The 15,112-nt window shown below is 36.4% G+C and carries 20 protein-coding genes; 17 read left to right on the forward strand and 3 right to left on the reverse strand.

Annotation, left to right across the window (positions count from 1 at the left end):
- The first annotated feature begins 501 nt into the window (after nucleotides 1-501).
- The 5 genes from GTQ34_RS16310 (at nucleotide 502) to GTQ34_RS16330 (ending at nucleotide 4,834) form a co-directional block, all read left to right on the forward strand.
- Nucleotides 502-1,401: a carboxypeptidase-like regulatory domain-containing protein gene (locus GTQ34_RS16310; protein ID WP_166524880.1), complete on the forward strand. Its 900-nt coding sequence runs from the start codon at nucleotides 502-504 to the stop codon at nucleotides 1,399-1,401.
- Between the two features lie 62 nt (nucleotides 1,402-1,463).
- Nucleotides 1,464-1,979, forward strand: coding sequence for a hypothetical protein (locus GTQ34_RS16315; protein ID WP_166524881.1), 516 nt, complete (start codon nucleotides 1,464-1,466; stop codon nucleotides 1,977-1,979).
- A 274-nt stretch (nucleotides 1,980-2,253) separates the two neighbouring features.
- A complete protein-coding gene (locus GTQ34_RS16320) occupies nucleotides 2,254-3,333 on the forward strand; it encodes a hypothetical protein (protein WP_166524882.1) in 1,080 nt (359 codons plus the stop codon).
- Between the two features lie 260 nt (nucleotides 3,334-3,593).
- Nucleotides 3,594-4,115 carry a hypothetical protein gene (locus GTQ34_RS16325; RefSeq protein WP_166524883.1) on the forward strand — a complete coding sequence of 174 codons (522 nt, stop codon included), beginning with the start codon at nucleotides 3,594-3,596 and terminating at the stop codon, nucleotides 4,113-4,115.
- A 194-nt stretch (nucleotides 4,116-4,309) separates the two neighbouring features.
- On the forward strand, nucleotides 4,310-4,834 hold the full coding sequence (locus GTQ34_RS16330) for a hypothetical protein (RefSeq protein WP_166524884.1): 525 nt from the start codon (nucleotides 4,310-4,312) through the stop codon (nucleotides 4,832-4,834).
- Nucleotides 4,835-5,071: 237 nt separating this feature from the next.
- On the opposite strand, the gene GTQ34_RS16335 is transcribed toward GTQ34_RS16330, so the two are convergent.
- Complete coding sequence (locus GTQ34_RS16335; RefSeq protein WP_166524885.1) at nucleotides 5,072-5,764, reverse strand: DUF4386 domain-containing protein; 693 nt, start codon at nucleotides 5,762-5,764, stop codon at nucleotides 5,072-5,074.
- 62 nt (nucleotides 5,765-5,826) lie between these two features.
- The gene (locus GTQ34_RS16895; RefSeq protein ID WP_262885629.1) at nucleotides 5,827-5,961 is read right to left on the reverse strand and encodes a hypothetical protein; all 135 of its coding nucleotides are present in this window, start codon (nucleotides 5,959-5,961) and stop codon (nucleotides 5,827-5,829) included.
- A gap of 58 nt (nucleotides 5,962-6,019) precedes the next feature.
- Between GTQ34_RS16895 and GTQ34_RS16340 the strand changes: the two genes are divergently transcribed.
- The 11 genes from GTQ34_RS16340 (at nucleotide 6,020) to GTQ34_RS16390 (ending at nucleotide 13,321) form a co-directional block, all read left to right on the forward strand.
- Complete coding sequence (locus GTQ34_RS16340; protein ID WP_166524886.1) at nucleotides 6,020-6,589, forward strand: Crp/Fnr family transcriptional regulator; 570 nt, start codon at nucleotides 6,020-6,022, stop codon at nucleotides 6,587-6,589.
- Between the two features lie 211 nt (nucleotides 6,590-6,800).
- Complete coding sequence (locus GTQ34_RS16345; protein WP_166524887.1) at nucleotides 6,801-7,217, forward strand: 4-oxalocrotonate tautomerase; 417 nt, start codon at nucleotides 6,801-6,803, stop codon at nucleotides 7,215-7,217.
- A 203-nt stretch (nucleotides 7,218-7,420) separates the two neighbouring features.
- Entirely contained in the window at nucleotides 7,421-8,164 is a 744-nt protein-coding gene (locus GTQ34_RS16350) for an alpha/beta fold hydrolase (RefSeq protein ID WP_166524888.1), read from the forward strand.
- Nucleotides 8,165-8,247: 83 nt separating this feature from the next.
- Entirely contained in the window at nucleotides 8,248-8,961 is a 714-nt protein-coding gene (locus tag GTQ34_RS16355; protein WP_166524889.1) for a type 1 glutamine amidotransferase domain-containing protein, read from the forward strand.
- Nucleotides 8,962-8,972: 11 nt separating this feature from the next.
- On the forward strand, nucleotides 8,973-9,677 hold the full coding sequence (locus tag GTQ34_RS16360) for a type 1 glutamine amidotransferase domain-containing protein (RefSeq protein ID WP_166524890.1): 705 nt from the start codon (nucleotides 8,973-8,975) through the stop codon (nucleotides 9,675-9,677).
- Nucleotides 9,678-9,859: 182 nt separating this feature from the next.
- A complete protein-coding gene (locus tag GTQ34_RS16365) occupies nucleotides 9,860-10,435 on the forward strand; it encodes a TetR/AcrR family transcriptional regulator (protein ID WP_166524891.1) in 576 nt (191 codons plus the stop codon).
- Between the two features lie 57 nt (nucleotides 10,436-10,492).
- Nucleotides 10,493-11,395, forward strand: coding sequence for an SDR family oxidoreductase (locus tag GTQ34_RS16370; RefSeq protein ID WP_166524892.1), 903 nt, complete (start codon nucleotides 10,493-10,495; stop codon nucleotides 11,393-11,395).
- A 152-nt stretch (nucleotides 11,396-11,547) separates the two neighbouring features.
- Complete coding sequence (locus GTQ34_RS16850; RefSeq protein ID WP_208103914.1) at nucleotides 11,548-11,724, forward strand: SDR family NAD(P)-dependent oxidoreductase; 177 nt, start codon at nucleotides 11,548-11,550, stop codon at nucleotides 11,722-11,724.
- Nucleotides 11,725-11,828: 104 nt separating this feature from the next.
- Nucleotides 11,829-12,278 (forward strand): hypothetical protein, encoded by a 450-nt coding sequence (locus tag GTQ34_RS16380; protein WP_166524893.1) that lies wholly within the window; start codon nucleotides 11,829-11,831, stop codon nucleotides 12,276-12,278.
- Nucleotides 12,279-12,314: 36 nt separating this feature from the next.
- Nucleotides 12,315-12,755, forward strand: coding sequence for an energy transducer TonB (locus tag GTQ34_RS16385; protein WP_166524894.1), 441 nt, complete (start codon nucleotides 12,315-12,317; stop codon nucleotides 12,753-12,755).
- 59 nt (nucleotides 12,756-12,814) lie between these two features.
- On the forward strand, nucleotides 12,815-13,321 hold the full coding sequence (locus tag GTQ34_RS16390; RefSeq protein ID WP_166524895.1) for a hypothetical protein: 507 nt from the start codon (nucleotides 12,815-12,817) through the stop codon (nucleotides 13,319-13,321).
- 178 nt (nucleotides 13,322-13,499) lie between these two features.
- Here the strand turns inward: GTQ34_RS16390 and GTQ34_RS16395 are convergent, their stop codons facing one another.
- On the reverse strand, nucleotides 13,500-14,006 hold the full coding sequence (locus GTQ34_RS16395; protein WP_166524896.1) for a hypothetical protein: 507 nt from the start codon (nucleotides 14,004-14,006) through the stop codon (nucleotides 13,500-13,502).
- A gap of 301 nt (nucleotides 14,007-14,307) precedes the next feature.
- Between GTQ34_RS16395 and GTQ34_RS16400 the strand changes: the two genes are divergently transcribed.
- Entirely contained in the window at nucleotides 14,308-14,940 is a 633-nt protein-coding gene (locus GTQ34_RS16400; RefSeq protein ID WP_166524897.1) for a hypothetical protein, read from the forward strand.
- Nucleotides 14,941-15,112: the final 172 nt, after the last annotated feature.

Below are 15,112 nucleotides of genomic sequence, written 5' to 3' on the forward strand. Positions count from 1 at the left end.
ATTAATCTGGATGAAATCAAACCAATAAAGGTGAAAGGTGAAATTGAAGATTCGGGAATTGAGCATGATTTAATAATGACCAATGCAAAAGTCATACAATAATTAAGAAAAGTTCAAATAAACGATTATCGAATACATCGATTTTATCCTATTTTGGGTGTATAGAGATGTATATTACATGTATATAAACAAGATGGAGTACATTCAGCCAAAGCTGACCCATGTTGCTATACTTTGCAAAAAAAATGCAAAGCCCCGCCCCATGGGAAATGTACTCCATCGCAGGGCCAAACCAAATCACTTTGATTACGGCGCGAAGACCTAATCAACCAGCTTTGACCGCAGTACGTGTGGAATAAACGTACGCCATCAAGAGGCTAAAAGTAATTTGGCCAGGTTCACCCGCACTTCACTATATTTAAATAAATTTAAATACGCTCCGTGCTGAACGTAACTCCGTTTAGCCCTGCGTTGTACTGCATTTAAAGAAATATTTTGAATTTGATTAAAACCCTGTTGCTGATTTTGAGCCTGACAATGAGTTCAACTCTTAGTTGGGGTCAAATTAGAATCAAAGGGACTGTTACTGACCAAAAAAATACCCCAATTCCAGGTGTGATGGTAAAAGTCAAAGGAACTGTAAACTCAACAACGACGGACTTTGATGGCTTATATAAATTGACAGTTAATGATACTACCGCTGTTCTTTCTTTTTCTTATATCGGATTTGTAGACCAAGAATTGCCTACAAATGGACTTACTACACTTGACATCGTAATGAAAGAGTTCGTAATATATGAAGCTTGGGATCAAAAAATTGGCATTTATCTACTAAGTGGCCTAATTAATAACCCTGTTGGCGGGCAATTCGATTTTTCCTTGCCTGTGTTTGGCGGTTCTGTTGGACTAAAAACTAGTATCGGCTACCAGGCCAATTTTAAGGAAAATCAATTTTTGAAAGTCAATACAGGATTGCATCATGTTAGAATTAATGACAAAGGTTACGGAGCTGATTTCGACTTTTATTATAGCAGAGCGCTATTAGGTAATGGTTTTGACCTTAAGGCTTATGCAGTCGAAACCACATGGCCAATTTATAATTTTAACCTTAAAATAGGTTATAGCCATATCGACTTGAAAAGAAATGAATTCACTGATCACATATCAAATTCTGGAATAGAGTTAGGCGCGCAAACTTGGATTTCAAACCCCTTAAATTTATTAGTTTCAGGAAGAGTTGGTTTTTATAAGAATTTGATTGATTTTCAGACAGAAGTCAGAAAAAGCTTCGGCCAAAAAATAAATGCATTCGTGAAATACAGAAATGTGAGCGCTTTTTCGGAATTGAGTGTCGGAATTGGTTTAGAATTAACCTATTATTTCAAATATCAAAGGAATTAAAAACGCAGTACAACAATGGCTATAATTTGTAGCTGCGCTTAATCAAAGTTCAAATAAACGATATGACAAAAACCATTTTCACAAGTGCCGCATTAATGTTTTGCACAATAACTTTTGGTCAGAACAGTATCTCCGAAAAAGACAGCTATTTTCCACTAGTAAAAGGAATAAGTAAGACTTTGACATGGTATAAGAATAAATACCGAGAAGTTATTAAGGATACAATCACTTTTGAGGGTGAAACCTATACTCAGGCGGCTCAGATTTTTCCACCTGACGAGACCATTAACATGTACTATCGTAAATCGAATGATACCGTTTACTATTTTAACGAGGTTAAAAAGACGCATGTTCCCTTTTTCAGTATAAACCCTGTTGAAGGTGAAACAACTGCGAATGGTACAGTGAGAAAGGTGGGAGCCACCTTAAAAACCCCAAAAGGAAAACTTACGGATTTATTGGTCATAGAAATGGCATATGGAAGTGGACAAAAAGACACTAGATATTATAAGAAGGGTCTAGGGCTTGTTGCGGTAAAAAACAATGGTCGACTAGTTTGCTATTATGTTCCCGATTAGTTTAACAAAAGTTCAATAAAACGATGATTGAGAATATATTTGAATTAATAGCGGAATTCTTCCAGGGGAATACAAAGTGGAGTTATATTGTTGCAGGAATTTTTGTTGTGATATTGATAACTGCAATAGTCATCATAAAGTTCAGATAAACGATGATGAATAACCCCAATGAAATAAACCGAAACTTGTGTATAGCCGGCCTAATTGGAAGTATATGCCCAAGAAAGTTCCTTATATAAACAAGTTGTAGGGCATTTGGCAGTAATAAATTAAAATGAGAAGATGTTTAGTATTCATATTATCAATAATACTTTCACCTGTAGTTAACAGCCAAGAAATATTATACAAAAAAACCAACAAAAACTATTCCTGGAGAACTGCTACCAAATCCCAAATAGACAGTTTCTATTATGGTCTGGAACCAATCAACTCTTCAAAAAAGAAAATCCACTTACGCATTTCGCTAACAGGACAATTAATTGACCTATTTTCGACCGATGGAGTAAATTATATGGGAGTACTTACCAACGTAATCACTGAATATGGTTCGGAAAAAGTTAAAGGGCAAGACTATGAAAGTAATGTAGCAAGACAAGAAGTTTTTCAAAAAATCGATTTAGATAAAATAAAAGTCAAGTATGTAATCGACTCTTTAAATTCTTCCAAACTCTTAAACTTCCCCACTGATAGTTTAATCCCAAATTGGAATAACAATTTTCTGCATTGTAGTTATATTCATATTCAACAGAAAATTAATCAAAAATTCAAAAGTCAAGAATACTACTGTCCCTGGAGTCAAGATGATTCGTTATCCTTTAAATCTATAATAGTAGATAATCACCAATTACTTAAAAAAGTATTCCACTTGGATTCGCTTTACTCGAGCTTCCAAAATAAACTACCAAAAGGGAAAACTTACTCTCGAGATGGATATAGGTTAATGTACAAACTGACGGATAAAGAATCTGCAGGTTGGAATCAAGATAAGCCCAGGCGGGATTATCTAAAAGGAATTAAAGACACTGTAGACAATTATTTAAAGTCTAGATTGGATAACCTAGACATTGAACTTGTTGAAATTGATTGTTTTGAAGATTATCGATTAGTTTTTGGCAAGAATGGAAAGATTAAAAAAATTCGAGTTTCCAAATACGACAAACCCAAGTTGAAGAATTCACTTGGTCTTAAACATTTCTTAGAAGAAAAATCAGAAGTTAGAAAATGTAAGAGAAAAATAAGAGAAGTATTTGATGAAATGGATTTGAGTTTCTTGAGTTTAAAACACGAAATCCATCGAACTTTTAGTTTTGACCACAAAAAACAATTTCACCTAACAGATGACACTATATATTGAGAATAAAAACGCCCTACAACAATGTATAACCGCAATTACGGGATAGTTGGTTAAATAAACAGGGGGGCTCACAACAACCCCTTCCTGACCGAAAAATTAATACCTTAAAAACCGTAACTGACGGTTATACGAGACCGTTACTAAAGTTCAAATAAACGATTCGAATAATAGTTGATCAAATACATCGATCACCAACCGAAATGGGCCTATACAGATGTATTTTATGCTTATATAAACAAGTTGCAGGTAATTTTAATAGAATGCAGAAAAGACTCATCTTACTTTCTATACTTTTATTGATCAGTTGCAAATCCTCAAGGCAAAATTCGGAAACTCCAAAAATTAGTTTGGGAATAATAAACTATGACTCTGGATGGATAAAAGAACAGGGTAGTTATGATTCGGAATATGAACCTTACCATCGAGCGAGAATGGGCATTTGGGAAGAATTCTATGAAAAACTAAAAATAAAAGCAAGAGGCAAATACGAGTCTGACTTTTTCGTTCAGTGCTGTACCGGAGGAACCTGTGATATGAACTATAGTTATAAAGTAGGCGAGTGGATTTATTATCACACTAATGGTCAAATAAAAGCCAAGGGAAAGTTTAGGATCCGGAGAAAGAAAATTGAAACGAGTTGTGAAGGTGGTGATTATATTAAGGCAGGTTTTGTGACCAATAAATGGGAGTTTTTTGATGAAAATGGTAATCAAATTTCCCCTGAGTTAGATTTTATCCGCGAAATAGAAAATAGTAGTTACGTTATTGATTGGGGCAATTAAAACTACCTACAACAAAGCCTATAGCCAATCGCCAGCAAATACTTGGTTTATTTTCCTACATTAGATTTGAATTAATAATCCTTGGAATGGTTTGCGCTTTAATACACCTGGCCATAGCCTAAACTGTTATCAAAGTTCAAAAAAACGATTAATGAGTTAATATGTTTTCGAGTCCACATGAATATGAATGGGTTTTGGAATTCAGTGAATTAGCAATAGGAATTGGCACATTAGCTTTGGGCATAGCAGTGCTCATATCTACTGGGGTATCAAATAGGCGTAATCGACGAGTTCATCTTGCTGATAAACGCAAGGAATGGCTAAAAGAGTTTCGTGACAAGATTGCAGAACTCATGTCCCTTATGACTCGAATTGACTGGGATGAAAAAAGTTATTATAACCAACCAGACTTACCAGAAAAGCTATCTCAAGAGTTTTTATCTATAGAAAGCGCTCAATTTTTGAGGGATGGTATCCGAGAAATTAAACAAGACCTTAATAGATACAAACAGTTATTGAGCGAGTTAATGCTGCTGTTATTTGAAGACGGTCAAGATACAGAATCCTTGAAACAGATGAATACTCTTCTAGTAAGTCTTGCAGATGCTCAAATAAATCGTACTTCTGCAACCGAAGGCCAAAATAAAGCTAGGATCATTGAGGTTGCGAAAACAATTATTGACGAAAAATGGCGTAAAATTAAATATCTTGAAAAATAACAACCTTTCTTACAACAAGTTCAAATAAACGATTCGAATAATAGATGATATCCATTCCTATTATTTTCATCTTCAAACTTTCGTTTAAATTTCTTGGTGACTTTCTATTATTCCACACCTTCCAGGTGTAAATCTTCAACTAAAAGTGGACTGAACTATTCTTATATTTTGGTTTATTTTCAGCGTTTTGTAAATTGAAGAGCTGAATACTCACCGAAAAACGCATCAATTACTTTATTAGAATTTGATATTATCCTTTGTGCCAATAATTAAAAGCCACAAACATATCCCGATTTCCCCAATAGCTGCAGGAATAATAAGAGTCATGGTATCCACATGTTCATGGTAATTGGCAAACAAGGTAGAGCCTATAATGTCAATCATGTAAGTGATGCACCCCAGCATCAACGCGATGCCCAAGAATTTCGGCAGAAAACCTGATTTAAATACCAAATAACCAAAAGGGAACAACCAAAGGCCCCAATAGGTTTGACATAGCAAGAACCCATCATAGAGTGTTTCATAAAAGGTTAGCACCTCCAGACCAGCTTCCCTTTGTCCGATTAGGTCCATGGTACCATAGTCCTTAAAAATACCGAGCAACTCATATTGATCAATTAGTAAAGTAAAAGAAATGGGAACACTAATGAGAGCAAACACAACCATCATCAATGCAAAGTGCTTGTTTATATGTCCAAGCAATTTATGCAAGGTGATGGGAAGCAAAATAAAACTTATATGGACCGCAATACCCAGAAGAATTCCAACCCTAAATAAGGTTTCGTGATTTATTAGGTTTTCCAAGGTGCTCTCAGGATTGTTCCAAACCGGAATTAAAGATGGAATATATTCCATGTAAAGGACACTCAAAACAACATTGAACAAATAATAAAGCCCTGCCAGCCTCGCTGTTTTTTTTCTTGTATTCATAGTTTCGATGATTGATTTCAGTTTAGACGATGTTCTATACCTTTTGTTACAGGCAAAAATTTTTACCGTTTAGCCAGATATAGCCAAACACCCTTAAGATAGTTGAGGCTCAACAAAATGTCTTGGTGCCACCCCCTTGAATCCCATGTAACGGTCACCACAAATGTTCTTAAAAATCCAATGGTAATCGTTGTCATATGACAACATTTGCATTCCCCAATATTTTTATTTTTGGGCCATAAAAAGATTTGGAAAATGTTTACGGAACTTGAAAACTATATAAAATCAGTAGATGCAGTTGACCAGAAAACCCTTGATGAGATAACAAGTCGCTTTAAGCCCGTTCAAACCGTAAGGAATGAAATGCTTTGTAACATTGGTCAAGTCTGCAACCATTTTTATTTTATAAAGAGAGGTTGCCTAAGACTTTATGAGATTGATGAAAAAGGGAATGAAATAACGGGTTACTTCGCTTTGGAGGAAAGTATCATTTCGGCCAACACAAGTTTTATGCTTCAAAAACCATCACGTGACTGTTTGGTTTCCCTAGAACCTTCCGAATTGTTGGCAATCAACAGAAAGGATTTTTACGAACTGGTAAATACGGTTCCAGCCTTCGCTAAAGTGTACCACCAGTTCATAGAATTTGCATTCATCCACTCACAAATGCGGATTTATAGTTTTTTGGGTATGGAGGGTATAGACAAGCTCAGATGGGTCATGGAACATGAACCCAAACTTTTGACCAGAATCTCAAGCAAGGCCGTGGCCTCATACTTGGGGATGACCAACTCTACGTTGAGCAAGCTTAGGGCCAAACTATAGCCCTCTTTTCGGTAAAAAACTCTTCACTTATTGTTGACCTCTTTTCTGTTAGGGGTGGATTTTAATTGGGCTAAAACAACCTTTCCTTGAGATTTAAAAGACTCTTCAAATTTCTCAAAAGCGTTGTCATAGGACAACTTTCAGGCTGTAAAGCCAGCGGATATTTGCAGTGTTGATGGACAATGAAGTTCACAGCTTAAAACCAATAAATATGCCTTTAACATTAACATTGACGGAGGGCGTTTTACCCTCAGGAACAGAGAAGGAAGCCGTAAAGCAAATTACCGATTCCTTATTGAGAACCCACGGTTTAACCGGAAACACCGTAATGACACCCAACGTTACCGCAAATGTGCACATAGTGCCCAAAGGACTCTCCTTTTCAGGCGGAAAGGAATTCAAGGGAGCATGGGCTGAATGGAAAGTACCGTCGTTCGCGTTGTCAGACCAGGCCGTCATCAAAAAGCATTTTGCAGAGGTTACTGAAATTATCTTTCAGCTCTCCGGCAAGGTGCAGCCCAAGGACAACATCTATGTAAACGTAGTTCACGCTGTTGACGGCGGTTGGAACCTAGATGGTGTTGCCATGACCAACGAAGAGTTGCTCAGTGCCATTTCCATGGGATAAACTGCCTTTCGACCTTATTTATTTAACACTCCATCCTTCGGGTGGAGTGTTTTTTTGAATCCCACGTGACAATCTTGGGAGGTTCTTAGTCTCCAGGCAAATAAAATGCATTATTCCCAAAAGGTTGTCATTTGACAACTTTTAGGGAAACCTGATGACCCAACTTTGTCCCCAGATTAAAACAATTATTAATTACATAAACAATGAAAAATTCAAACAAAACATTTTTATTGATCCATGGTGCATGGGAAGGTGCATGGTCATGGGAACAGACTACAGACCACCTTGAGAAGGAAGGTCACAAAGTTATCTCAATTGATTTACCGGGACATGGTGATGACCAAACCGACGTTTCAGAGATTAATCTGGAGTTGTACGTCAGCCGTGTTAAAGAAGAACTGGTAAGGATAGGCAAGCCAGTGATTCTTGTCGGGCACAGTTTTGCCGGCTTTGTTATTTCCCAAGTGGCTGAGGAAATGCCAGATAGTATCGAAAAATTGATATACGTTGCCTCGGCCCTTCCATATGACGGAAAAACAGCGGTTGAAGTCTTTGAAGAAGATGGGGGGAGCGAGTTTCTGGAGAACCTTATTTTCTCAGATGATAAAAGTACGGCAACGATGAGTAAGGAGACCATTTTGGAGGTCATATTTACAGGTGCCACAGAAGAACAAATCGACCAGGTACTGCCCAAGCTTGTCGTGCAGGCAACCAAGCCCTTCTTTGAGAAAGTCAAAACCACCGATTCGAATTTTGGCAGGGTCCCAAAAGCCTACATTGAAACTACCTTGGATAAGGTGATTTCACTGAAGGCCCAAAGATTGGGACAGGAAAAATTAGGCATTAGTGAATCAGTGACCTTGGAACGTGGGCACGTCCCATTGGAAACCGCACCTAAGGAACTGGCTGATGCCTTAATCACCCTTGCGTACTCCTTAAAACAGTAATTGAACATAAACAGTTTGGAACCATGGTACGTGCAAATTTTCAAAGCAGCCATGGTTCCAATTTACCATAAATCAATAATTAAATGAAAACTATACTATTTATTGTTACCAGTACTAACACGACCGGTATAGGCAAATATCCTGCGGGGTACGAGTTTTCCGAAGTGGCCGATCCTTATTTAAAATTTGTGGATAACGATTTTGCAGTTGATTTTGCAAGCATTCTTGGTGGGACCCCGCCATTTGTTGGTTATGACGAAACCCACGAACAGAGCAAGACATTCAGAAACGGAAACGGATTTAAACGGTTGAACTTTAGCCATAAATTGTCCGATATCAATGCTGATGCCTATGATGCCATATTTTTTCCGGGGGGTCTTGGTCCAATGACGGATATGGTGTCCAATCCAACTGTAAAGGAAATAATAAAAATGTTTTATGAAAGCGGACGTCCAATTGGAGCTCTGTGCCATGGACCAGTGGCACTGTTAAATGTGACCTTGTCCAATGGAAGCAATCTGCTGTATGGAAAAAGAGTAAATGCCTTTACCAGGGAAGAAGAAGCTCTTGACAACCATATGCTTGGTGATGTCATTCCTTTCATGCTTGAGGACGAATTGGCAAAACAAGGGGCGATCTTTAGCCATACCAAACCATTTGAAGCCTTTTCAATAGTGGAGGACAATCTTGTAACTGGCCAAAACCCTGCTTCCGCAACAGAGGTTGCCAGCAAAATGATTCAACTTTTGAACAAAAAAAAGTCTATAAATATCAGGACGCCATTTTTTTGGCTCTAAAAATCTACAAAATGGAAAGAAAAAAGATTCTATTTATAACCACATCACATAGTGATTTTGGAAGTTCTGGAATGAAAACCGGAGTTTGGTTGGAAGAAGTGGCAACACCTTACTATATCTTTAAAGAAGCGGGGTTCAAGGTTGAGATAGCGTCCATTTTGGGTAGTAAGATTCCTATTGATCCTATTAGCGAAACTAAGGAATGGCAAACAGCGGACACTATTAAATTTAAGAACGACCGTGTTGCGATGGAACAATTGCAAAAAAGTCTAAAATTGGACGAATTGGATGTAAATCAATATCTGCAAGTATATCTCCCAGGCGGCCATGGCCCCATGTGGGACTTTATAGGAAATGAGCTCTTAACAAAAATTTTGTACGAGTTTTACAGGCGAGGTAAGGTCATCGGAGCAATTTGCCACGGTGTAGCTGCTCTGGTGGATCTTCAAAATTCGAAAGGAAGAGCCCTGGTAAAAGGAAAAAATCTGACGGCGTTTTCGGATGATGAGGAGAATGCGGTCAACGCACAGGAGATTGTGCCGTTCCTTTTGGAGACTAGGTTAAGGGAGTTGGGAGCCCTATACAGCAAAGGAGATAATTTTAGTTCCCATGTTGTTATCGATAATCATTTGGTTACAGGGCAAAATCCAGCCTCCTCCAAAGCTACGGCAGAGGCAATGATTGCTTTTGACAAGAAAAGAAACTTAATGACCTGATTTTTGAACAACTTAAATTTTTACAAAACTTGATCATTTTATTGTATCAAGTTTGAAATTTAGTGATTAAGAACAGGTTATTTGACTTACACAAAACCATTGGCAACAATAAAGATCCAAATAAAACTTTGCGATTTCAAATCTATTATTATCTTTGTAGCCGACTGGTCTAATATTCATAAATGAAAACTGAAACAATAGAACGTATTTTAGATATAGGCACAAACTTAATGCTCAAACATGGCTACCATAGCGTTGGCCTGAATAAGATTTTGAGCGAAGCCAATATTCCTAAAGGTTCCTTTTATTATTATTTTAAGAGCAAGGAAGATTTTGGTTTACAGGTAATTGAACATTATTCAAAAAAAAGCTTATTTCTTCTAAACAGTTATTTGAATGACGAAAGTAAAAATCCTAAGGAAAGAATTATTTCTTTTTTTGAGGATAGACAAAATGATTTCGAATCCAATGAATTTAAGGAAGGATGTCTATTAGGAAATTGTAGTGCCGAACTATCTGATTTTTCAGAGTCTTTTAGTACTTCGGTGGCAAACGAATTCTCTAACTGGCAAGAAACATTCGAAAACTGTATACGGGAAGGACAAGAAAAAGGGTATATAAAAACAGATGAATCTGCCAAGATTTTAAGTGATCTGGTACTCACAACTTGGGAGGGCACTTTACTTCGAATGAAATCATCTAAAAGTGTTGATTCTATTAAAACGTTTATCCATTTTTTGGACAAATACATCTTATAATTTTTTTTAATTAGTGTAGTAGACTGGTCTAATTTTAATAATTTTAAATAAATAAAAATGAACAAATCAGAAAACAAAAGAACAGTAGTAATTACCGGAAGTAGTAGTGGGTTTGGCTATTTAACAACTCTTGATTTAGCCCGTAAAGGCTATAAAGTTTGGGCTACCATGAGGAACAGCGGAACCAAAAACGCTTCAAAAAAAGAGGAGTTGTTCAATATTGCCATGGAAGAGAACCTTGCGATTTCAGTAATTGATATGGATGTAAATGATGATGCATCTGTTTCAAAAGCAATTCAATCCATTATTGAAGTTGATGGTAAAATCGACCACTTGATCAACAATGCAGGGTATATGTTTGTAGGGATAACAGAAGCATACAGCATAGAACAAGCCAAGGAACAATTTGAAACCAATTTCTTTGGAATCTTACGCACCACAAATGCTGTATTACCCCACATGAGAAAGCAAGAAGACGGGCTAATTGTGAATGTAACCTCACTGGCAGGAAGATTGGCCTTCCCCTATTTTGGAATCTATTGTGCAAGTAAGCATGCCGTTGAAGCATATTCACAATCCTTAAGATACGAAGTCGCTCCTTTTGGTGTTGAGGTTAGCATTGTCGAGCCTGGACCGTTTGGAACCAACCTACTTTTCACGGGACCTAAAGAAGCAAATCAAGAGGTATTCAATGCTTACGGGGACCATAAAGAAGTACCTCATGCCATGTTGAAAAACTTTGAAGGCTTTTACGCTAGTGAAGACGCTCCAAGTCCTCAATTAGTTGTTGATGAGATAGCGGCTCTTGTAGAAGCAGAAAAAGGTACCAGAAGCGAAAGGGTTGTTGCAGGTATTGACTACGGTGTTAGAGATTACAATGAAAAAGTAGAACCCATCCAATCTTCTTTAATTAAAGAAACATTGCAAATGGGGCATTTATTGACTGTTGCCAAAAACTAAAATACGCAACGCACTAAAAGCCATAGATGGCGATCAAAAATTGGTTTAATCTATTGGGCAGTAGGGAAAAAGCCCTACTGCTCATTAATATTTAATAATAGAATATTTGGTTTTGAATACCGCTAAGTACATACTATGAAATCAAAATAGTCGTGAACGATAGGAAAATATTAATTACGGGAGGAAGCTCTGGAATTGGGAAAGAAACGGCCAAAAAATTAATTGAAGAAGGTGCCACCGTGGTCATTACGGGAAGAGACGACGATAAACTTAAAAAAGTTGCATACGAAACAGGTGCAATACCATGTTGGAGCAATTACGGGAATTGATAACAGAATTTTTTCTTAGGGATTCGAAGTATAGGTATGTATTAGCAACAATTTTTGTTATTATTTTGATAACTGCAATAGTCATTATAAAGTTCAAATAAACGATGAAAATAAACTGGAAAATATTAAATGTTTTGTTTGGACTGTTTTTAGGTATCGTTAGTACATTATTAGCAGTTACACAAGTATATCCAAATTGGTATAAACTAGACGGTTACATATATGCAGAATTGGAAGCTAGCACTACGTGGACCCAATACGGACGTGTTGAAGAAGGGATGTATAGAGGAAATCCAAAACCTTTCACCAGCGCGAACGGGTCTCTCGCTACCATCCAAAAAGTGGATAGCGGTTTATTCTATAAAAATAACAAAGATCTAAACGCTTATCCACATTTTTTTAGAAAGACAGATAATCCAAATGCCTTTAGAAACGATATAGAAGGGGAGATAATCCTTTTTGTATCCGAAAAACTAGCGTTACAACAATATTGTTCGGATCCCCCTTTAAAATGTGGCCAAAGGGGAATAATTACACTAACTAAAGTTCAATAATAGGATTAAATGCACATACTCAAATTAAAATTTTTAATGCTTACTCTCTTATTGCCTTTTTTAGGGCTTGCACAAATTCCGAAAGGGCATTTTTTGGATTCAGATTTGGAAATAAAGCCATTCAAGCAAGAAAGTGAAGGACTCTATCATTATGCAATCTTATCTGAATTGCCTTTTGAAAACAATTGTCCCAAAAGACAATCTGAAAAGAAAAGAATTATTTGTGCCGAGGACAGATTATCTGACTTATTAAAAAATGAAATGACCTTAGAGTCTGATTATAAAGGTCGAGTTTATATCTATTTGACAGTGAACAAAGAGGCTGAAATTGAGGATATCCATGTAACGTCCTACCCAAACTCAAATGACATAAATGAAATCGTGCAATCTGCAGCTGAAAATTTATCCGTTAAGCCCGCTAGATATAATGGTGAAATTGTTAAGGCAAGATTGTGGACTTTTCTGGCTCTGGAATAGAATATGTTGTAGAACTGATTGCAATAAATTCAAAACATAATACATTAAAGTTCAAATAGATGATGAAACTGTTTAAACTAACATTTTTAGGCATATTATTTCTGACCTTAATTTCTTGTAATCAGAAGCTTTATAAAGCAATTGAGGAATTGAAAAATATGCCGCCACCAGATTATAGTTATGTGATTGAACCAGAATTTAACGAATCGAAAGAATCAGCTGAATTTAAACTTAAAGAACTTTTTTCTGCTGAAGAATCTAAAATCGGAACTTATCAAGTTCACGGATATGATAAAGAAACTAAAGAACAAATTAATGAGCGAATGTGGTTGCAAGCTGTTCTTTTGAATTCAAAAAGTTTGACTGATTATCGGACTTTAAAACCTGCAACTGAACTAGCAAAAGAAGTTGCGGAATTTGTTTTAAGGCAAATCAACAATTCTTCGGACTATAAAAAAGTACAAATCACTTTTGTGAGACAATGGAATGACGGAAATGTAAAACAGGAAAAAAGAAATGTTTATCTGACCGTACCTGAATTGATGGAAACTGATTTTGGAGAATAAAACGCAGCACAAAAAAGAACTGTGTCAAAACAAAGTTCAAATAAACTATTTTCAAACTGTCAGGAAAAAGGGGAAGCCTTCAGCAGGGGTAATTCCTCATAAACCTTAAGGCTATGGAAGAATCTGCAAAACTAAATTCGATGGAAATCTGTTCTCCAACACTAAACTGCATAGTTGATCATGGATTTTCGGGCTTCCCGTAAATATTAAATTTACTCCTAAACTCAGCGATACTATCCCTCAACTTTCGATAATCTGACTTGATGATTTTATAGTAAACTTCTTTACCGGCTACTTCTTCGCTTACATAACGGCCATACATATGATTATCATTGTCGACCACGCAAAAATCTTGTTGCAATTCCATTCTTCCCAAGTAGTTTTTTGATTTGTACTCCACTTGTATTATTTGAGCGACTGGGTTATTTCTAAGTATGCGTCTCCCAACAGCCGTGTCGAGAAGTATTTTGAATGCACCCTGATATTTATGATAGTCAGAATCATAAATCGGAATATCCTTATAATAGCTGCCTTCCCGAACTATTATCCTGGTCACTGAAATCAATTCAAAACTACTGGCTTCTTTTTGATGCCTTTTATAGTAGCCCTGTAAAGGTTCAGGTAGACCTTCAAACGGATTACAGCTCAAAAATAATGCTGATAAAACAAATATTATCTTTTTCATATGTAATGGGTTGCAGGGGCATCCAATTTACTAATGGAGTTAATTAAGTCTAAGAAACAAAAATATCATTATACGCTACTATTGAATCAACGCGATTTTCAATCATATTGAAAAGCAAAATCGGCTTCAAAATTCTGAGAATGGAATCCTTTGATTTATATGGGCCATGATCGGATTAACTCAGAACCCTGTTATTCCAAAATTGTATCCTTTGCTATTCCATCGAATTTATTCCTATTTGGAGGTATTTCTATGTATTTTACGTCCATATAGACAAGTTGTAAGTAATACGAAGTACTTAATGAGAGTATTCTTTCCACTAATTTTAATTCTCCTGGTTGTCTCTTGTAGAACAGATAAAAAAAATGGCACTGTCAATAATTCGGGAAATAGTATTTCATCCGACTCATTGGAAAGAACGGGGATTTGGAAATATGCTGTAAATAATGAGTCTATTAAAGATAGCATTGTTGAATTCCTAAAAATTAACGGGCGAGATTATGTCAATCAAATATGGTTAGTGAACAAGGAAAGGGATACAGTGGGAGGTAATTACTTCAATATGTACCTAAATGACACCACAAAACTTGGAGAAGTTACTCGCATAAGGTTTGAACTCGCCCAACCAGCAATAAGTAAAGATTCTGAGGTTTACGTTTTGCTACCAGTTGAAGTAAGCGATTTGGAGGAAGAATTTTCAAACTTTTTCGATTTAGAACTTGACACTGTGCATAGTTTAAAAAACGATGGAATATCACATCCGAAGTTAGCAGATTCAGGACTGAAGCTAAATCATATTGTTGAATTTGGTATCGAATATTCTACACCAGGAAAAAAGAGAATAAAGGGAATCATTTCAGAGAAAGGACTATTCAATGGAAAGGAATCCGAGAGAAGATTGTTTTTTGACGAATCAATCTGGATCTTGGAATGAAAAATAAAGTAATACTTACACCAAGGTGTAAAGTTCAATAATACGATTCGAATATTAGATGATCAAATACATCGATTTTATTCCGATTTGGGAGTATAGGAATGTATTTTACATCTCAAAAAAAAAGTTAGCAATAATTAAAATCTAATCGCAACATGACAAAGGCAGACCG

The organism is Flagellimonas ochracea (assembly GCF_009903685.1).
GTDB lineage: Bacteria > Bacteroidota > Bacteroidia > Flavobacteriales > Flavobacteriaceae > Flagellimonas > Flagellimonas ochracea.